The sequence below is a fragment of the Deltaproteobacteria bacterium genome (assembly GCA_016709225.1).
In the GTDB taxonomy this organism is placed as follows: Bacteria; Myxococcota_A; Polyangia; order Nannocystales; family Nannocystaceae; genus Xiheibacterium; species Xiheibacterium phototrophicum.
This window is the reverse complement of record JADJEE010000002.1, coordinates 123437-143953: the sequence shown is the minus strand read 5'-3', so window position 1 is coordinate 143953 and position 20517 is coordinate 123437. Positions and strand designations below refer to the sequence as shown.

Sequence of the window (20517 nt, the reverse complement as noted above, 5' to 3'; positions counted from 1 at the left end):
GGTCCCTCACGTGTCGAGCGCGGCGCCTCGCGGGGGGCCGCTGGCGGGCGCCGCCGTTTCACGGGCGGGCGTGCGTGCGGGGCATGGCCGTCGCGCGGCGTGCGGCCCCCTGGAGCGCCCGCGGACCAGAGATCGGCACCGCCCTCGCCAAGAGCGTGGTCGCGACCGCCGATGCCTGATAGAAGCCAACTCCGCGCGCGACGGGCAGTCCGATTCGCCCGCGCCGCTTTCAGTCCCACGACTCGCGCCCGGCCAAGCGGCTCGGACGCCATCTGCCCAAAGGTTCGCATCATGCAGTCGTCTGTCGAGCGCATCAGTCCCGTCGAGTGTCGCGTCAAGGTCGAGATCCCCTGGGCCGACATCGCCACCCGTCTGCAGGACAAGCTGCGCGACCTCGGTCGCCGCGCGAGGGTGCCGGGCTTCCGCCCCGGCAAGGTGCCGCAGCCGGTGCTCGAGCGCATGTTCGGCAAGAGCGTGCGACAGGAGCTCGCGCGTGATCTGGTGCAGGAGACCTTCCAGACCGCGGTGACGCAGAACTCGATCGTGCCGCTCACGCAGCCGGTGCTGGAGTCGTCGTCGCTCGAGAGCGGCGCGCCGTTCACCTACGCCGCGCGCTTCGAGGTGCCGCCGGCGATCGAGCCCAAGAACTACACCGGCGTGGCCGTGCGCCGTCGCCCCGCCGTGGTCGACGAGGCCAAGGTCACCGCCGAGCTCGAGCGTCGCCGCGAGCAGCTCACCGAGCTGCGCCCGCTGCCCGAGCCCGCCGAGGGCGAGACGCCGCGCAAGACCACCGCCGCGGGCGACGTGTGGACCGTCGACGTCGAGGGCAACATCGGCGACACCCGCGTGACCCGCAAGGACGTCCGCGTCGACATCGTCGAGGAGGGCGCCGAGCCCAAGAACGAGTTCATCCCCGGGCTGGCCGCTGCGATGGCCAACCTCGAGGTCGGCGACGTCGGGCAGCTGCGCACGGTGCGGTTCGTGCCGACCGCCGAGCGCATGCGCCCCGAGCTGCGGGGCAAGGAAGCGGTGCTCGGGCTCGGCCTGCGCGAGGTCCGGGTCAAGCACGTGCCGGCACTCGACGACGACTTCGCGCGCGACACCGGCGAGGCCGAGTCGCTCGACGAGCTGCGCACCAAGATCAGCGACAAGATTCGGCAGGACGACGCCGACGAGGCCGAGCGCGACGCCCGGCGCCGCCTGGTGGTCTCGCTGCTCGAGACCAACCCGTTCGACGCGGCGCCCTCGATGATCGCCCGCGAGGTCTCGGCGCAGGTCGACGCGACCAAGCGGCAGCTCGCGCAGCAGGGGCTCAAGCTCGCCAACGTCGGCACCACCGAGTCCGATCTCGCGCGCCGCATCCGCCCGCAGGCGCTGTTCAACGTGAAGGCCTACCTGCTGCTCGACGCGATCGGGAAGGCCGAGTCGCTCGACGTCAGCGACGACGAGTTCGAGGCCGAGCTGACCAAGATGGCCGAGGAGAGCGGCCAGAACCTCCCGCGCATGCGCGCGCAGATGGAGAAGAACGGCCAGCTCGTGCTCGTGCGCGCGCAGATGCGCGAGGAGAAGATCCTCGACTTCTTGATGTCGAAGTCCGAGGTCACCGAGGCGCCGGATCCCGAGCCCGAGCCGGGCGAGGGCGACGACGACAGCTCGATCGGCTAGTCGCCGACCTGCCCGATTGGCGCCCGCGCGGGCGTGTGCACGGCGGCACCTGCGGTCGCCGTGCCACGGCTCGGTGCGGGCGTCTGCACGTGTGCAGCCGGGTTTACGCCGCGGGCTCGCGCGGTGCGGCACACATCGGGACGACCGCCGGCACGCGTGCCGGTGGCGCCGCATCGGAACGCATCGCACATCGTTGCGTTCCGCCGCGGCACGCGTGGCCCACAACATGCGCTCCAGCGGCCGGAATTGCCGCCGATGGCAGCACTTGCATCGGGGGGCATGGCCGTACAACATAGCCAAGTGATGCTCGACAACGCGACCCACCCGCTGGCACGACCTCGGGGGCAGCGTGTGATGCAGGTGCGAGAACGAGGAGATTCATGAACGATCGCGACGGCCGCGCCGGCATGCCGGACCTCTACTGGGGAGAGCCACAGGCGAGCATCCCCTTCGTCATCGAGCAGACCCATCGGGGCGAACGCTCGTGGGACATCTACAGCCGGCTGCTGAAGGACCGCATCGTGTTCCTCGGCACCCCCATCAACGATCAGGTGGCGAACGTCATCATCGCCCAGCTGCTGTACCTCGAGTCGGAAGACCCCGAGAAGGACATCCGTCTGTACATCAACTCGCCCGGTGGTGTGGTCACTGCGGGCCTGGCGATCTACGACACGATGCAGCACGTCAAGGCACCGGTCGCGACCTACTGCCTCGGCCAGGCCGCCTCGATGGGCGCCGTGATCCTCGCCGCCGGTGCGCCGAAGAAGCGCTTCGCGCTGCCCAACGCCCGCATCATGATCCACCAGCCCCACGGCGGTGCGCAGGGCCAGGCGACCGACATCGAGATCCAGGCCCGCGAGGTGCTGCGACTCAAGGCCCGCCTCAACGAGATCCTCGCGCAGCACTGCGGGCGCGACATCGAAGAGATCCTGCGGGACACCGACCGCGACAAGTTCATGGATGCCGACACGGCGAAGCGCTACGGCTTGGTCGACGAGGTCGTCACCCGACCGCAGACCCCCGCCTGATGCGGGTGAAGACGAGAGTGGGAAGGAAGACCAGATGAGCTCCTCCAAGCGCGACACCGGTCACGGCAACCTCAGCTGCTCCTTCTGTGGCAAGAGCCAGAAGGAAGTGAAGAAGCTCATCGCTGGCCCTTCGGTCTACATCTGCGACGAGTGCATCTCGCTCTGCAACGACATCCTCGCGGAGGAAGTGCAGAAGGAAGAGCGCCAGCAGGGGCACGGACGCGTGCCCAAGCCGAAGGAGATCCGCGCCATCCTCGACGACTACGTGGTCGGGCAGGAGATGGCGAAGAAGATCATCTCGGTCGCGGTGTACAACCACTACAAGCGCATCAACGCCAAGCGGAAGCCCGACGAGGCCGAGCTGCAGAAGAGCAACATCTTGCTCATCGGGCCCACCGGCTCGGGCAAGACCCTGCTCGCACAGACGCTGGCGCGCATTCTCGATGTGCCGTTCGCGATCGCGGACGCCACCAGCCTCACCGAGGCCGGCTACGTCGGCGAGGACGTCGAGAACATCATCGTGAGCCTGCTGCAGAACGCCGACCACGACGTCGAGCGGGCCCAGCGGGGCATCATCTACATCGACGAGATCGACAAGATCGCCCGCAAGGGTGACAACCCGTCGATCACCCGCGACGTCTCCGGCGAGGGCGTGCAGCAGGCGCTGCTCAAGATCCTCGAGGGTACGGTCGCGTCGGTGCCGCCCAAGGGTGGCCGCAAGCACCCGCAGCAGGACTTCCTGCAGGTCGACACCACCAACATCCTCTTCATCTGTGGCGGCGCGTTCGCGGGCATCGAGGACATCATCGAGCACCGCATCAGCGCCAAGAGCATGGGCTTCGGCGCCACGGTCGAGAAGAAGAAGGAGCTGCGGCAGTGGGACCTGCTGCAGCGCATCCAGAACGAGGACCTCATGAAGTTCGGGCTCATCCCCGAGTTCATCGGTCGCCTGCCGGTCATCGCGCCGCTGCAGGAGCTCGACGAGGACGCGCTGATGCAGATCCTCACCGAGCCCAAGAACGCGCTGGTCAAGCAGTACCGCCGCCTGCTCGAGATGGACGGCGTGGAGCTGACCTTCACCGGCGACTCGCTGCGCGCCGTGGCCCGCAAGGCCAAGACCATGCGCTCCGGTGCCCGCGGTCTGCGGTCGATCCTCGAGCGCGCGATGTTGGATGTGATGTACGACATCCCCAGCGTCGACAACGTCGCCGAGGCCGTCATCAGCGACGAGGTCATCACCGAGGACAAGCGCCCGGTGCTCGTCTATCGCAACGAGGCCAAGAAGGAAGCCAGCTAGCTGACGCGATGGTGGCCGCGGCCACCGATCGTACGCCTTGACCGGCTTCGGCCTCGGCCGCCATCCTGACCAGGGTGGCGGCCGTTTGCATGCGCGGACCGGTGACGCGGACCGCAGTGGTGCTGGTGGGCGGCCTGCTCGCGTCGTGCTACCGCGGCCTCGACGGCGCCGCCGGTGCCGACGAGGGGGCGGGTACCGAGGCCTCGGCCAGCGGTGAGGGCGGCTCGGGCGAGGGCGACACCGGCGTCGCCGCTGGCTGCGAGACCCCCAGCGTACAGACCTCACCGGTACGTCGGCTGACGCGCTGGGAGTACGACAACACCGTCCACGATCTGCTGGGCGATACCACGGCGCCGGGCAAGAACTTCATCCCCGAGTCGCTGCAGCTCGGCTTCACCAACGGTGCCGCGAGCACGCCGATGAGCGCCAGCGTGGTCGAGGACTACGAGGCCGCCGCGCTCGCGCTGGCGACCACCGCCGTCGCCGACCTGCCGACGCTGCTGGGTTGCGATCCGGTGGCCGACGGCGAGGATGCCTGCGCGGCGAGCTTCATCGAGGGCTTCGGTCGACGCGCGCTGCGGCGGCCGCTCCTCGCCGACGAACTCACCGCGTATCAGGGCTTCTACGGCGCGCAGAAGGCCGAGTTCGGCTTCGACAAGGCCATCGAGATGGTCGTCGCGGCGATGCTGCAGTCGCCCTCGTTCCTCTATCGGGTCGAGATCGGCATGCCCGATCCCGACCAGGGCGGTGCGCGACGGCTCGACGGCTACGAGACCGCGACCCGCCTGTCGTACCTGCTGTGGGGCACCACGCCCGACGACGCGCTGCTCGACGCCGCGGCGGCGGGCCAGCTCGACGCCGCCGCCGACGTGCGCGCGATGGCCGAGCAGATGATCGACGACGAGCGCGGGGCCCGGGCGGTGCAGGACTTCCATCTGCAGTGGGCCCGCGTCACGGCCGTGCCGACGCTGCACAAGAACGACGCCGCGTTCACGCCCGCAGTCGCCGACGGCATGCTCACCGAGATGGCGCTGTTCGTCGACGACGTCGTGCGCGCGCGCAACGGTACGCTGGGCGATCTGCTCACGACCCCGGCGACCTTCGTCGACGCCGAGCTGGCCAGCTTCTACGGGCTCCCGGTCCCGGCAGGCGACGGCTTCGTCCGTGTCGAGCTCGACCCGCGTCGCGGCAGCGGCTTGCTCAGCCAGGGCGCGATGATGTCCGCGCTCGCCCACGAGGCCCAGCCCTCGCCGGTGTACCGCGGCAAGTTCGTGCTCGAGCAGCTGCTGTGCTCGCCGCCGCCGCCGCCACCCTGCAACGTCGACACGCAGCTGCCGGCGCCCGATCCGACCAAGACCCAGCGCGAGCAGCTCGAGGAGCTGACCGCCAACCAGCCCTGCTCGGGCTGCCACCGCGTGATCAACCCGCCCGGCTTCGCGTTCGATCACTACGACGCCATCGGTCGCTGGCGCGACGACGATCGCGGGCTGTCGATCGATCCCAGCGGCACCATCGCCACCGGCGACGCGCAGGGCAGCTTCGCCGATCACACCGAGCTGGCGGCGCTGCTGGCCGAGAGCGACACCGTGCGGGAGTGCATGGTGCGGCAGTGGTTCCACTACGCATACGGCCGCGGCGAGGGCGAGCTCGACGCCTGCAGCACCGACGCGCTCGCCGACGCGTTCGCGGCTTCGGACGGCAACGTGCGCACGCTGCTGCTCGAGCTGACGCAGACCCCTGCGTTCCTCTACCGCACCGACCCCGACGCGGAGGCAGGCCCATGACGCTGCGAATGTCGCGACGCACGCTGCTGCGCGGCACCGCCGGCATCGGCCTCACGCTGCCGATGCTCGAGGTGATGCTGCCGCGTCGCCGCGCCAGGGCGGCCGACGGGCTCGCGCCCAAGCGGCTGGTGGTCTGGTACACGAGCACCGGCACCGTGCTCGGCAACTGGCGCCCGGGGGGCAGCGGCGGCACGCAGTGGGTGGCCTCGCCGATCCTCGCGCCGCTCGACACCCCGACGCTGCGGCCGCAGCTGACGATCCTCTCGGGCGTGCGCATGGCCGCCGCCGAGGCGCTGCCCGGCAACGGCCACGTCAAGGGCATGACCTCGGTGCTCACGGCGCGCCCGTTCAAGGACATCGAGTCGACCCAGTTCGGCGACGTGGGTTGGGGCGCGGACGTCAGCTTCGATCAGGAGGTCGCCAAGCACCTCGGCAACGCCGATCAGCTGCGCTCGGTCGAGACCGGCATCATCACGTTCGGTGGTGGCGCGACCGAGTACATCAGCTACGCCGACGGCGGTGGTCAGGCCGGCGTGGTGCCCTCCGAGGCCGACCCGCGCAAGGTCTTCACGCGGCTGTTCGCGAACATCCCCGACTCCGACGCGGCCAAGGCCGAGCTCGAGAAGGTGGTCGCGCAGCGCAAGAGCATCCTCGACCTCGTGCAGGACGACTTCGCCCGTATCAACGGCAAGCTCGGCGCGCAGGACCAGCAACGGCTCGACAAGCACCTCACGCTGGTGCGCGAGCTCGAGGACCGCATCAAGGTCGGGGCCTACTGCGCCAAGCCGCCGGAGCCGACCGTCGACGACGCGCAGATCCACCAGAACCAGATGATCCCGACCCTCGGGCAGCTGCAGATGGATCTGGTCGCCGCGGGCCTCGGCTGCGACGCCACCAGGGTCGCGACGCTGCAGTGGTCGGGCGCGCAGTCGGTGTTCGACTTCCGCGATCTGATCCCGTCGGCGCCGTGGGACGCGCTGGCGTGCCCGCCCGAGGTCGACACCTGCGGCTCGGGCCTCAACACCGCGCAGCACACCATCTCGCATATCTCGGTCGGCACCGCGGGCGGCATCCCGCAGGGGCTCTCGACCGCGCAGCAGACCGCGATGGAGTGCCTGAGTGCGATCAGCACCTTCTACTCGCAGCAGCTGGCGTACTTCGGCGACGCGCTGGCGAACAGCCTCGATGTCGATGGCTCGCCGGTGCTCGACAACACCGTCATCGTGTGCGTGACGGAGGTCGCCGAGGGCCCGACCCATGCCTATACGGACATGCCGTTGCTGTTGCTCGGCACCGCCGGCGGCGCGCTGCGGCCGGGCCACTACGACTTCGGCAACGAGCGCACGATGAACGACCTGTTCGTCACGGTCGGACAGGCGCTCGGCATCGATGGCTTCGACAGCTTCGGCGCGCCGGAGTACGTCAACGGGCCGCTGACGGAGTTGCTGACGTAGCCGCAGTCGCTGTCGGCGGTGGGTTCGCGGGACCCTCGGCGCGGATCGGCAACAGGCCCCACGGGGTGTGGATGCGGAGCTCGCCGTCGCCACCCCGGCGCGCCTCGAGGGTGCCGACCACACGACCCACGCGCTGACCGTCGAGGGTCGACAGCGCGGTGTCGGCGGTGAGCTTCACGGCCGGCGCCGACTCGAGCTCGCCCCAGCGCGGGATCACGCTGCCTTGCCCGCGGCCGCAGCCCCAGCCGGTACCCATGGGCCCGATCTGCTCGACCTGCTTCGCGCGCACCCAGCCGTGCACGCGCACGCCGGGCACGCAGCGCTCGACCAACTCGACCTCGGTCCAGCCCTTGCGCACGCGGACGATCCGGACCTCGTGGGGGGACGCCTCGGTCGGCAGACGGAACATGACCTTGCCGCCGGGGCGCTGCGCGATGGCCAGCGCGCCCTCGATCTGCGCGTCGATTGCCGGGTACTCGAAGGCAACCGAGCTGAACGTCGGCACGAGCTCGCTGGCGGCGACCCACCCGCTGAAGCGGTCGTCGTCGCTGCGCACCTGCACGGCGTCGCCTTCGCGACCCAGCACGCGCACCGGCATGTCGTTGGCGAGCTCGATCGCGCCGTCGTCGGGCGCGGTCCGGAGCGTCGCGTCGGTTCGCAGCGGTGTCTTCGCGGCCAGCTGCGGCGCGAGGTCGGCCTTGTCGAGCCACACGAGCAGGTGCGCGAAGCCACCGCTCGGTCGCATCAGCACGCGCACGCGGGTGTCGGTCTGCTCGACGACCCCGAGCCGCTCGAACGCCGGGTCGCCGATCTGTGCGATCACCGGCGGTCCGTCCTCGGTCCAACGCAGCGCACCGCGACGGCCGACCACGGCGAACATCGTGGTTTCAGGGTTGCCGCCGAGCAGCGTCCACGTGCGATCGTCGACGGCGGCACGTTCCACCACCGCGGGATCGAGCGTGGGCGTGGTCGGTGCCGTGTTCGCGCCGGCTTGCGCTTGCGTGCCCGCGGCGTCGGGCCGTGGCGGTGGCGTCGCGGTCGTCGTCTTCGGATGCGCGCACGCGAGCACCGCGAGCGCGAGGGGCAGGGCGAGGACGACACGCAGTTGCGACGGCACGATGTGTCGCACGATACCGCAGTCGCGCGTGGCCGCGGCTCGCGTCGAGCGGCCGCCGCACCCGTCGCGGTCGCCTCGCCGCGTGCGCTCAGAAGCAGCCCGGCCGCGGACTGGGATCGGTCGGCGCGTCGGTCGGTAGCACCAGCCGCAGGTACGCGTACTCGTCGTCGCAGAACCGCGCCGGGCCCTGGCCGTCGAGCTCGGCGCGCTCGGGGAAGGGGCGGTCGGCGTCCATCAGGCGGTCGGGCGCGTCGCCGGCGTCGTGGAAGTCGGGCCCGTAGGGATCGGCGAGCCCCAGTGAGTGCCCGAGCTCGTGGCTGAGCGTCGAGCCGACCATGCTGCCCAAGACCCAGATCGCGCATGCAATCTGGCCCGGACGATCGCTCGCGGGGCACGACGCACCGCGCTCGAGCGGCGCCGGTGCGTCGGCGAGGTCGGCGGCATCGACCGGATGCCCGCCGACGTCGGGGCGGAACCGGTCGAAGACCGCATCGAACAGCGGCTCGGGTGAGAGCTGCATCGCCAGCGCGCCGGGGTGCTGCGAGTAGCCGAACAACGACTCGATGAACACACCACCGTAGCCGGGGAAGCCGTCGTCCTGTGTCTGCGCGTTGACGCCACCGATGTGGTCGTAGAGCCGTTGGTTCTCGGTGTCCTTGCCGGGCGTGTTGTCGTAGCCGAGCAGGCCCAGGCCGTTGGGATCGGGGCCGCCGACGTCGATCTGCGCGAACAGGGCCCAGTCATCCGGCGGCTGCTCGACGATCGCCACACCGATGCCGGCGTAGTCACGGCGCATGACCTCGAGCACGCGCGCGCGCACCTGGGCATCGACGGCGCGCAGGCCGAATGCACGAAGGCTCTCGACGTAGCTGGGCAGGAACTGCACCCACACCACCTGTCGCACCGGCCGCAGCGCGAACGACAGCGGCGCGGCATCGCCGGCGACCTCGCTGCCCTGCCACGCGATGCGGGGCGTGACGGTGCCGGCGAAGCTGCCGGGCCCGTAGCGGATGTCGAGCTGCTGGCCGAGTGCGTCGTCCTCGTTGATGACGTAGCGAATGGTGTGGCCGTCGACGAACTCGGGCGTCAGCACCTCGTCGAGCTCGATGACGCTGCCGTCGGCGTCGGCGGTGAACGCACCCACGAAGTCGAGCAGGGTCGAGCCGTCGTCGCCCACGAAGCCCGCGCCGGTGATGGTGACGTACTGCCCGAGGCTGGCGTGGTCGGTCGATGCGCCGTAGACGATGGGACGCTGCAGGTCGTAGTCGACGGCCAGCTGGGGGCTGTCGTGCACGACGCCGCCCCGCTGGCGGTTGCGCAGCTGCACCGTGCCCACGAAACGTCCGGGATCGATGCCGGCGATCGTCGGTACGAACGCAAAGCTGCCGTGCTCGCGGTCGAACGGGTCGGCGCCCATCACCGGCACCTCGGTTGCGGCGATCGGCGCACAAGCGTCGCCTTCGGCGGGCGTGAAGCAGCCCTCGAGCACGGCCACGCTCTCCCCCTCGCCGCGCAGCAGCAGGCCGCTCCCGATGATCGTGATCGGCTCATTGGGGAAGATCACGCCGGTCTCGGCGAGGTCGTCGATGCGCGGCGCGAGCTCGGCCCGCAGCGACCACGCGGTCGGCAGCGGCGTCGTGCGGTAGAGCCGACCGTCGACCTCGCTGCGCACCTCGACCTGGACCTCGCCGTCGAAGCTGGCCCCGTCGCCGCCCAGGGTGGCGAACACGTCGTCATCGACCTCGAGCTCGAGGGTCTGGGCGTCGACGTAGCGCAGCGGCAACGTGATGCCCTGGTCGAGCAGCGCGAGGTGCGAGCTGCCCCACGGGCTGTCGACGAACGACTCGCCGGCGATCGCGATCACGGTCCCGGGCAGGATGAGCTCGGGTGCGACGCGGCTCAGCTCGAGTCCGGTCAGCGCCGGGTCGTTCGGGCGACCGGGGCTGGCCTCACTGCAGGCCGCGATCGCGAGCACGGCCGCGCGCAGCGGATGCAGCAGCCGCAGGGCGCGGGCAGTCGGGCGGGCATGGTTCACGGCGCGGGTCCGCAGCATGCCAGCGGTCGTTCCTCACTTGTTGAACTTGTCGACCCGCAGCTCGCCGCGCGTGTCGTAGGCGGCGCCCTTGGCACGGGCCTCGGCCAGCCCGGAGGTTCGCAGCACCCACATGCGCTTGATCGCGACGACCTCGTCGCTCTGGCGCGCGTGGATCTCGACCAGGTTGTTGCCCGGGGTCAGCGGCACGTCGGCGTCGAACTCGAGCCGTCCGTTCGTCGGATCGGCGTTGGCCACGTAGTAGACCTTCTCGACGTCGCCGAACAGGTCGCGTGAGGGGTTGAAGACCGTGATGAAGACGTCGCGCACGGCGTCCTCGTCGCTGGCCACGCCGCTCAGCTTGACGCTCTCGCCATCGGATTGCGTCGGCGACGACGACAGCGCCACCTTGGGCGGCGAGACCCCGAAGACGGTCTCGACCGCGGGGGCCTTGCTGGGGCCCTTGCCGCTGACCTCGACGTCGGCGGCGCGCACGAACGCGAAGCCGTCGTCAGGTAGCTCGACGCGGTACCAGCCGTCGGTCCGCGCGGTCGAGCGGAACTTGCTCGAGGCCTTCGCGCGCGCGATCACGCGGGGCGTGCCGGTCGGGGTCGCGAACAGCTCGACCTCCGAGGCCGCGACCACGCCGTTGGTGGCGTCCGCGAGCTTGGTCGATGGCGCCGTGAGGTCGAAGTGGAGGTTGTCGGTGAGGACCTCGGCCATCTTGTTGTCCGAGACCGAGACCTGCAGCAGCTCGTCGCCGACCTCGGACTCCTTCATGACCTCGACGTCGAGATCGACCGAGCGCACCGCGCCCGGCTCGAGCTTCTGCAGACGCTCGCGCCCGCTGTGCAAGAACACCGAGTCGCCGGCGAGGTTGCGCAGCGTGACCCAGGCGTCGAGCGCCGCGCTCTCACCGGTGTTCTTCACCCACACCCGCACGATCGCGCGCTCGCCGACCTGCAGGGTGCCGTCGCCGTTGCCGCTGATGTTCTTGCCGGCGCTGCTGTCGTCGATGACCGCGTAGCCGAACGCGAACTCCGGCCGCGCCAGTGCCTGCGCACTGACGTCGATCGAGGTCTGCGAACCGGCGGCGAGCTTCGAGCCGTGCTGGTCGAAGAGGTGCAGGTCGATGCGGTCGGTGCGTGAGAGCTCTTGCTCGGCGACCGAGAGCTTGATGGGGTAGCTCTTGCTCTGGCCGGGATCGATCTTGCCGAAGAACAGCTCGCGCTCGTCGAAGTAGCGGTAGTCGCTGTCGCTGATGGCCCGAACCTGCCACGCGGTCGCGTCACCGACGTTGGTGACGGTGACCGTGACGGTGCCCTTCTCGCCGCCCTTGATCACGTTGCCGGGCTTGTCCGACTTGATCTCCACCTTGAGCTTGGGTGTGCCGGTCTGCTTGTCGGGCCCGCGCGCCCAGTCGACGCCGCGCTTGGCGAGGCTCTGCGCGATGCGGGTCTGCTCCTGCGCGGCCTGCTCCCGCACGAAGCCGTCCATGCTCTCGAGCATCGCGTCGCGATTGGCCGAGGGTGCGCGCAGCACCAGGTCGCGGGCCATGCGGATCTCGGAGTCCTCGAGCAGGAGCTCGGTACGCGAGTCGGGCTTCTTGTCGTTGCGGCCGGCGATGGTGCGGTCCTTGTCCTTCGACTTGCCGCCGTCGACCGGGGTGTCGTCCTCCTCGCCGACCGAGCCGCGGTCGAGGAAGTACACCGGGCCGTAGGCGGTGCGTTCCTTGCCGGTCGCGTCGGACACCAGGTGCTGCGACAGCGACTCCTCGCGCAGGAGGTCGAAGCGATCGCGGCCGAAGTAGGCGATGTGCTCGGCGCCGATCCACACGGGAATGGTCTCGACGTCGGGCGCGACGCCGACCGACTGGATCGAGACGTCGCCGGGGGTGAGGTACTGCGCGATGGTCAGCTTGAGCGCGAGCTCCTTGTCGCCGGCCTTGCGCTCGTGCAGCACCTGCACCGAGCCCTTGCCGAAGGTGCGACGCCCGAGCACGACCGCGCGGCCCTGGTTGCGCAGCGCGCCCGCGACGATCTCCGAGGCGCTCGCCGAGCCCTGGTCGGCCAGCACCACCAGCGGCAGGTCGGGGAAATCGTAGCGCCCGTTGGCGTCGCTCTCCTCCCGCGGCGAGGCGACGCCGACCGTCGACACGATGGTGCCGCTCGAGAGGAACGCGTCAGCGACGTCGACCGCGGCGTTGAGGAGGCCGCCGGGGTTGTCGCGCAGGTCGAGGATCACGCCCTCGACACCCGCCTGCTGGAACTCGTCGAGCTTCGCCCGCAGCTCGGCACCGGTGGTCTCGGCGAAGTTGCGGGGAATCGCGACCAGGCCGACCTTGCGGGTGCGCCCGCTGGCGTCGGTCTCGGTGAGCACGTCGCCGATGACGCTGTCGAGCTGGATGCGTGCGCGGGTGATCTTGAGCGGCTTGGGCCGGTCGAGGCCGTCGCGCGTCACGTAGACCGTGACGGTGGTGCCGACCGCACCGCGAAGGCGACCGACCGCGTCGTTGATGTTCATCGTGACGGTCGACTCGCTGTCGATCTGCACGATGCGATCGCCCGGCAGCATGTCGACCTTCGAGGCCGGGTTGCCGTCGATCACACGGATGACGGTGATGGCCCCATCGCGCATGCCGACCTCGATCCCGAGGCCGCCGAAGCTGCCCTTGGTGCTGGCCTTCATGTCGGCGAAGTCGGTCGGGCGCAGCAGGTTGGTGTGCGGATCGAGCGTGGCCAGCACGCCCGCGACGATGGCGTACTCGGCCTCCTGCTGCTCGTCGGCGGACAGCTCGACGTTGCGCGCGACGAAGCGGAAGACCTCACGCACGCGGGGGCCCACGGCCCACAGTGCCTCGACGTCGTCGAGCGCGAATTCCTGCTCGGCGGTGCCGACCTTCACGCGCACGCGGTCGTCACCGACGGGCTCGACCAACACCTCCGCGATGCTGTTCTCGAGCGCATGCAGGCCCGCGCGCGTCATCTTCTTGGGGTCGATGCGATCGGGCTCGACGTAGTACTTGGAGACGTTCCACAGCGTCCAGTCGAGCACCCGCAGCTCGGTCGCGTCGGCGGCCGGTGACAGCCGCGCGTGGTCCTTGGGGTTGTGTCGCTGGGCCTGGGCATGGCCCTCGCCCCACGCGGTCAGACCCATCGCCGTGAGCAGCGAGCCCGCCACCATCACACCGGCGAGACGCGGCGCGAAGCCACCGACCTTGGGAGCGGATCCAGGGGAGCTCATCGTTTTCCATGGTAGCCGGCGCCGACAGGCGCGGCCACCTGGTGGGATCGATGACGGCGCGCCGACGAAGGGGCCCCGCGCAAGGCGCCTGCGGGCTCGCGCGGCACTGTCCGCCCGTGACACGGCCCATGTCACTTTCGGAGCATTGGGGGGTTGTCAGCGATGGCCACCGGCGGCGTACACTCCGGCGGCTTGGCCATGACGAAGCGGCGCAACGAGGGTAAGGCGGCCGACCCGGCTGCACGCGTGACGCCCGAGGGCGGGGCGCTCGAGCGTGCGGCGCCGAGCGGCGCACCCGAGCCCGCGACCGGCGACGACGACGACGACGATGACGAGGCCCCGGCCCAGGCCGAGCTCGCCACCGATGACGATCTCGCGGCCGCCGAGGCGCTGTCCGAGTCGGATCCGGTCACCGACGAGGAGCTGGAACGCATCGCTCGCACGCTCCACGGCGCGGCGGCGCCGGGAACCACCGCGCTGGCGCGCCGTGATCCCCTCGCGGCCTACATGGGCGAGGTGCGCCGCTACCCGCTGCTCACGCGGGAGCGCGAGCACGAGCTGGCGGTGCGCTGGGTCGAGCAGGGCGACACCGACGCCGGGCGGCAGCTGGTCACCTCGAACCTGCGGCTGGTGGTGAAGATCGCCCACGAGTACCGCCGCGCCTACCAGAACCTGCTCGACCTGGTGCAGGAGGGCAACGTCGGCCTGGTCCGTGCGGTGCAGAAATTCGATCCGTACCGCGGCGTCAAGCTCTCGACCTACTCGGGCTGGTGGATCCGCGCGTACATCCTCAAGTACATCCTCAACAACTGGCGGCTGGTGAAGATCGGCACCACCCAGAACCAGCGCAAGCTGTTCTTCAACCTCCGCAAGCAGCGTGAGGCGCTGCTCGCCGCCGGTGTCGATCCCACCCCCGAGCGCATCGCCCAGGAGCTCGACGTGTCGGCCAAGGAGGTCGTCGAGATGGAGCGGCGGCTGGCCGCGCCCGACGTCTCGCTCGACGCGCCGCTGGGGGCCGAGGACGACGGGCGCACGCGGCTCGATCTGATCGAAGACGACTACGCCGATCCAGAGAACCGCGTGGACGCGGCCGAGTTCAAGGACCTCCTGCAGGAGAAGCTCGTGACGTTCGGCGGCGGGCTCGACGGCCGCGAGCTCGAGATCTTCCGCGAGCGCGTGATGTCGGAGGACCCGATCACCCTGCAGGACCTCGGCGATCGCTGGGGCGTCAGCCGCGAGCGTGCGCGGCAGATCGAGAAGCGCATGCTGACGCGGCTGCGTGAGTACCTGCAGGGCGAGCTCGGCGACGCCGTGCAGATCGCCCTCGGCCATGACTGACCGCGCTGCGATGCCCGGCATGCTCGTCATCGTGGGGACCCCGCTGGGCAACCGCGACGACCTCTCGCCGCGGGGGCGCGCTGCGATCCTCGGGGCCGATCTCTTGCTGTGCGAGGACACGCGCTCGCCGGTGCGCCTGCTCGGCGACGGCGTCACGCTGCCGCCGCGGCGCTCGTGCTTCGTCGGCAACGAGCACGAGCGGGTCGGCGAGCTGCTCGTGGCGCTGCGCGACGGCAAGACCGTCGCCTACGTCAGCGAGGCCGGCATGCCGTGTTGGAGCGACCCGGGGCAGCGACTGGTCGCGGCCGCACTCGCGGCTGGCTTCGAGGTCGACGTGGTGCCGGGGCCGACCGCGATGGCGACCGCGGTGGCGTGGTCGGGGCTGCCGGCCGACGAAGTGCGCTACTGCGGGTTCCCTGCCCGCGGGGGCAAAGCCCGCAGCGACTGGCTCGCGTCGCTGGTCGACGAGCGCGCGACCGTGGTGTGCTACGAGGCGGCCAATCGCACGGCGGCGCTGGTCGCCGATCTCGCGCGCACGCTGCCAGACGCCGACACCCGCGCGATCGTGATCGCCCGCGAGCTCACCAAGCTGCACCAGAACGCAATCCGCGGCACGGTCGCGGGCCTCGCGGCCGAGGCGCTGACAGGGCTGCTCGGCGAGGTGACGGTGGTCTTGGCTCCGGCCCGGCCGCGCGAGCACGATCCCGTGCGAGCCGCCGCCGTCGCGACCCTCGAGGCGCTGCTCGACGCCGGCCTCAAGCCGCGCGAGCGGGCGCGCCGGCTCGCGGCGCTGACGGGGCTACCCGCGCGCGAGCTCTACGCGCGGCTGGGGCACGGCGGCGACGCGCCGCCTCACGACGACGATTCCCCGTGAAATCGTGGCGGTCGCGGCCGCGGCGGGTGAACCACGGCGGTCCAAGTCTCACCCCACGTGCAGGGACTGCCTCGCCCGACGGGCGGTCGACCGCCTCGCCATGCCCGCACGCCTTCGCCTCGCCCCGCTCGCGCTCGTCAGCCTCTTCACCGCCGCGTGCGGCGACGCCGAGCAGGGCGACGACGCGGCCGCATGTGTCGGCGCCAAGTGCGACGACGTCGACGGCGAGGGCGACGGCGAGCGCCGCATGTGCGTGGCGGTCCGCGGCAACGGCCAGCTGATCTTCGCCCACTTCGCCGCGCTGGCCCGCATCGTCGAGCACTACGGACCCGTGTGGGGCTCCGCCGGCGGCAGCTCGGCCAGCATCACGCAGTTCCTGCTCGAGAGCGTGCAGATGAACCCCGCGATCGCGCAGTGCGGCGAGCAGCCGTGCACGCCGACGCAGCAGGGGCAGCGCATCGCGCTGCAGCTCAAGTCGCTCACCGGCTACGCCGCGGTGCTCGGCGAGACCCCGGAGGCGGCCGCGATCGGGCAGTTCGCCGGGCTCGCCAAGCGGTTCCAGGAGAGCGGCATCGAGGCACTCGCACAGACCGACCCCGTCGCCGCCGAGCAGGCACTGTCGGATCTGTTGCAGTCGGCCGACCTCGCGGACCTGCTCAACGCCGAGATCCTCGAGACCATCGCGGGCTCGCCCGACCCGGCCTTCCACGTGCGCGACATCGTCGGCGCGGTGAGCCAGCTGGGCTCGTTCTCGGTCGGCTGCACCCCCGAGCAGGCCGCCGCCGGCTGCAACCCCAAGGCGCTGTTCGTGCGGCCCGGGCTGCTCGACTTCGCCGCGGTCGCGCGGAAGATCGGCCGCATCGCGGATTTCTACGCCGGCTACGGCCCCGACGCGGCGCGCATGCAGGCCTGGCTCGACGGCTGCGCCGACGCGGCGGTCGGGCGCGACTGGGCGGCGATCGCCGCGCTGCCCCTGGGCGACACCACTTGCGGCAGCGAGTTCACCGCGATGGTGACGGCCTACCGCGCCGCGGTCGTCGCCGACGCCGGCGTGCCGCGTCGCCTCGGCGAGCCCGTCGGCGCACGGCTGCACGCGCTGGTCTCGACCTCGGTGCTGACCGACGGCGCGGCGGATGCCTTCGCCAAGGCGCGCGCCGACTACGGTGCCGCCCAGACGTATGCACTCGACGTCGACTTCGACGACGTGCGCTTCGGCTACTGGGGCGCGGCCGAAGACCTCGGCAAGGTCGAGTCGAACGCGAAGTACTTCGATGACGTGAAGACCTCGAAGTTCCTCTCGCTGGGCACGACCACGTGGGGCGAGGCGCTGTCGTTCTCGCCGGCGGAGCCTGGGCTCGCGCGCGCGCTCGAGCTCGGCGATGGGCGCGTCTCGGCGGGCGGCTGGTCCGACCTGCACCCCACGCTGGTGCTCGAGAACCTCGGCTGCGACGAGACCGTCTACGTGACGCGTCGCGGCGACGAGTCGACGTTCGCGACCGGCATCGCCGCCGAGCTCGGCATGGACGCGGCGACCGGTGCGGCGCTCTACGATCTCGATGCCGACAGCAGCTACGCGCGCTCGATCGCGGCTGCCGATGCGGTGTGGTGCACCGACTGGAACAACGACAGCGCCACCGATCTCGCGGGCGTGTTCGCCGACGGCTACGGGGCGCCGATGCAGAGCAGCGATCCGTTCTTCACCGACGGTGCCGATCCGTACGCGGGTGTGGCGACCGATCTGGGCCTGCGCGGCTGCTCGCCGGGGGCGTGAACGGGGCCAAGGTTTGCTACCGTCGTGCGCATGCACGGCGGTCCGACGAACTCGCCCCCGCGCGACCACGAGACCCACCTCGGGGTCGAGGGCAACGAGCGCCGCACGACCTTGGTCATCGCGATCACCCTGGTGGTCATGCTGGTCGAGATCGGCGTGGGCTACTGGAGCGGATCACTGGCCCTCACCGCCGATGGTTGGCACATGGCCACCCACGCCGGGGCGCTGGGGCTGTCGGCGGTCGCGTATTGGTTCGCCCGCACCCGCGCACGCTCGCGCGTGTTCACCTTCGGTACCGGCAAGGTCTACGCGCTCGCGGGCTTCACCAGCGCGATCCTGCTGGCCGTCGCCGCGGTGTGGATGGCGGTCGAGGCGGTTTGGCGGCTCGTGGTGCCGCGGGCGGTGCACTTCGAGGATGCGCTGCCGGTGGCGGTGGTGGGGTTGCTGGTGAATCTCGTGAGCATCCGGCTGCTGCACCCCGCGCAGGGGCACGCCCACGATCACGACCATGACCATGGGCATGACCACGACCACGGCCACGACCACAACCTGCGGGCGGTCTATCTCCACGTCGTCGCCGACGCGCTGACCAGCGTGATGGCGATCGCGGCGCTCTTGTGTGGCCGATACCTCGGGTGGGTCTCGCTCGATCCGTTGATGGCGATCGTCGCGGGTGGGCTCATCGTGCGCTGGTCGTGGCAGCTGGGCCGCGATGCCGCCGCGCAGCTCGTCGACGCCAGTGGCGACGCCGAGGCGCTGACGCGGATCCGCGGCGCGCTCGAGTCGCTGGGCGACGTGGTGGTCGAGGATCTCCACCGCTGGCAGCTCGGGCCGCGGCGCTGGGGCTGCGTGGTCGCGGTGGCGAGCGCGAGGCCGCGAACGATTGGGGAGCTGCGCGCGGCCGTCCTCGCGGCGGCGCCGGTGCACCACCTGACGGTCGAGCTGCACGGCCCGCGGGCGCCGGCCGCCGAGGCTTCGCACGAGCACTGACGCGGCGGTACGCGCCGGCACGCCGAGCGCAACCATCGAGCCCCCGAGCACGTCCCTGCGACGCGAGCGGCGGCGATGCAGGACCCATCGGCAGCGCTGCCGATGTCGGCGTCGCCGATGGCTTGGCACGATGCGCATCATGACGAACGCCATGCGACGCACCGCCGGGGCCCTGGCCATCGCACAGCTCTGGGTGGGCCTGGCCTGCCGAGGCGACGACGGCCACGCCGGCGGCGACGGGTCGGGCTCGTCGGGCACGTCGGCCGACACCACGCTCGCATCGGCGTCGGCCAGCTCGGACAGCGGTGGGGTGGGCGACGACGCGACGGTGATCGAGGCGTCGCTGCCGACCGCGCTCGCCTGCGGTGAGTCGGTGACAGCAACGATCCGCGTGCGCAACGACGGCGCGACGACGTGGTCGGCCGACGACGGCTACGCCCTCGGTGCCGTCGACGACACCGATCCGCTGAGCGCCGTCGGCCGCATCCCGTTGCCCGCCGGCGCATCCATCGAGCCGGGGTCGTCGCACACCTTCGAGCTCACCCTCACCGCACCCGCCAGCGCCGGCGCGGTGATGACCGACTGGCGCATGGTCCACGAGCATGTGCAGTGGTTTGGCGAGACCGCGTCTGCGGCCGTGACGATCGCGTGCGACGGCACCGGTGAGCGCGGCGGGCCGGTGGTGCTGGAGGAGCGCTCGTTCGCCGACGATGGCGGGCGCTTCGTCGCGCTCGGGGCCACGATGATGTGGGCGGCGTGGGCCTACCGCAACGATCGCCCGCGGCTCGAGTCCGATCTCGCGTACCTGCAGGCCAATGGCTTCCACTACGTTCGTGCGCTCGGGGTCGTCGGTGATCCGGCCGCGCCCGACTACTGGGACGGACGCGAGATCGAGCTCGCCTGGCCCGACTACGCCGAGGTGGTCGCGGGCCTGTCGGCGCTCGCGTTCGACGAATATGGGCTACGGGTCGAGTGGACCTTCATCGGTGACGGCCAGATCACGGTGCCGAGCGCCGCCGCGCGCGATGCGTTGACCGACGTGTTCGTCGCGCTCGCGCAGGACCGGCCCGACGCGATCATGCACTTCGAGCTGGCCAACGAGGCGTGGCAGAACGGCTTCGCCGGCGACGACGGCCTCGCCGAGCTGCGCGCGCGGACGCTGGCGCTGCGCGATCGCACCGCGGTGGTGGTCGCCGCGTCGGCGCCGTTCTCCGACGGCTGCGACGACGTCGCGGGGGTCTACGGCGGCGACGTTGCCGATCTCGCGACCATCCACGTCGATCGCAACCTCGGCGGTCCCGCCGGGGCCTGGGGTCCGGTGTTGCGGCCGTGGATCATCGACGACTGCGGCGCCCTGCCACCGGCCAGCAACAACGAGCCCATCGGGCCCGGCGCGTCGGTGGCGAGCGAGGACGATCCCGAGCGACTGGTGGCGGCCGCGCTCGCGACGTGGCTGGCGGGCTGGCCGGCGTACGTCTTCCACAGCAACGCTGGCGTGCGCGGCTTCGATCCCATCGCGGGCGCGGTCGGTGGCGATCGCTTCGCCCCGATCGTCGCGACCCTGCCCGGCGACCTCGCCTCGTGGACGCGCCGTCGCCACGACGACGGCGGCGCTGCGCTGCGGATCTACGCCACGGTGGGCGGCACCGACGTGCCCGACGTGACCTGGCCCGAGGCCGGTGGTGAGGCCGGCGTCGCCGGATTGCTGCAGAGCGAGCAGGGGGAGCGCGTGCTGGCGCTGGCGCTGGGCATCGTCGGTGACGCCGCACTCGAGGCCCGCGTACCGTTGTCGCTCGAGATCGTCGACATCCTGACCGCAGAGGTCGTCGAGTCGCGCGAGCTCGCGGCGGGCGAGGGGTTCCGGCTCGCCGGGGCCGGTGCCCGACTCCTGCGCGCGACCCTGCGCTGACGCGGCGACCCAGGT

13 protein-coding genes are annotated in these 20517 nt (G+C 71.1%); 10 read left to right on the top strand and 3 right to left on the bottom strand.

Annotated features, from left to right (window positions below):
• Positions 1-291 precede the first annotated feature (291 nt).
• From tig to IPH07_14770, 5 genes are all read left to right on the top strand, one after another.
• Positions 292-1665 (top strand): trigger factor, encoded by a 1374-nt coding sequence (tig, locus tag IPH07_14790; GenBank protein MBK6918657.1) that lies wholly within the window; start codon positions 292-294, stop codon positions 1663-1665.
• Between the two features lie 407 nt (positions 1666-2072).
• Entirely contained in the window at positions 2073-2693 is a 621-nt protein-coding gene (clpP, locus tag IPH07_14785; GenBank protein MBK6918656.1) for an ATP-dependent Clp endopeptidase proteolytic subunit ClpP, read from the top strand.
• 34 nt (positions 2694-2727) lie between these two features.
• Positions 2728-3990: an ATP-dependent Clp protease ATP-binding subunit ClpX gene (gene clpX / locus IPH07_14780; GenBank protein ID MBK6918655.1), complete on the top strand. Its 1263-nt coding sequence runs from the start codon at positions 2728-2730 to the stop codon at positions 3988-3990.
• Positions 3991-4091: 101 nt separating this feature from the next.
• Positions 4092-5774, top strand: coding sequence for a DUF1592 domain-containing protein (locus tag IPH07_14775; GenBank protein MBK6918654.1), 1683 nt, complete (start codon positions 4092-4094; stop codon positions 5772-5774).
• Positions 5771-7228 carry a DUF1552 domain-containing protein gene (locus IPH07_14770; GenBank protein ID MBK6918653.1) on the top strand — a complete coding sequence of 486 codons (1458 nt, stop codon included), beginning with the start codon at positions 5771-5773 and terminating at the stop codon, positions 7226-7228. Before IPH07_14775 ends, IPH07_14770 begins: the two co-directional genes overlap by 4 nt.
• Here IPH07_14770 and IPH07_14765 read toward each other — a convergent pair.
• The 3 genes from IPH07_14765 to IPH07_14755 form a co-directional block, all read right to left on the bottom strand.
• Positions 7197-8345: a hypothetical protein gene (locus IPH07_14765; protein MBK6918652.1), complete on the bottom strand. Its 1149-nt coding sequence runs from the start codon at positions 8343-8345 to the stop codon at positions 7197-7199. The two genes, IPH07_14770 and IPH07_14765, sit on opposite strands and share 32 nt — an antisense overlap.
• Before the next feature lie 88 nt (positions 8346-8433).
• Complete coding sequence (locus IPH07_14760) at positions 8434-10380, bottom strand: hypothetical protein (protein ID MBK6918651.1); 1947 nt, start codon at positions 10378-10380, stop codon at positions 8434-8436.
• A gap of 33 nt (positions 10381-10413) precedes the next feature.
• Entirely contained in the window at positions 10414-13620 is a 3207-nt protein-coding gene (locus IPH07_14755; protein ID MBK6918650.1) for a PDZ domain-containing protein, read from the bottom strand.
• Positions 13621-13818: 198 nt separating this feature from the next.
• On the opposite strand from IPH07_14755, the gene IPH07_14750 reads away from it, so the two are divergent.
• The 5 genes from IPH07_14750 to IPH07_14730 all read left to right on the top strand — a co-directional run bounded on the left by IPH07_14750 (position 13819) and on the right by IPH07_14730 (position 20502).
• Positions 13819-14958, top strand: a complete 1140-nt coding sequence (locus IPH07_14750) for an RNA polymerase factor sigma-32 (GenBank protein ID MBK6918649.1) — start codon at positions 13819-13821, stop codon at positions 14956-14958.
• Complete coding sequence (gene rsmI / locus IPH07_14745) at positions 14951-15832, top strand: 16S rRNA (cytidine(1402)-2'-O)-methyltransferase (GenBank protein ID MBK6918648.1); 882 nt, start codon at positions 14951-14953, stop codon at positions 15830-15832. Before IPH07_14750 ends, rsmI begins: the two co-directional genes overlap by 8 nt.
• A 100-nt stretch (positions 15833-15932) precedes the next feature.
• Complete coding sequence (locus IPH07_14740) at positions 15933-17603, top strand: hypothetical protein (protein MBK6918647.1); 1671 nt, start codon at positions 15933-15935, stop codon at positions 17601-17603.
• A 30-nt stretch (positions 17604-17633) separates the two neighbouring features.
• Positions 17634-18593: a CDF family Co(II)/Ni(II) efflux transporter DmeF gene (gene dmeF / locus IPH07_14735; GenBank protein MBK6918646.1), complete on the top strand. Its 960-nt coding sequence runs from the start codon at positions 17634-17636 to the stop codon at positions 18591-18593.
• Between the two features lie 139 nt (positions 18594-18732).
• Positions 18733-20502, top strand: coding sequence for a hypothetical protein (locus IPH07_14730; protein MBK6918645.1), 1770 nt, complete (start codon positions 18733-18735; stop codon positions 20500-20502).
• Positions 20503-20517 lie beyond the last annotated feature (15 nt).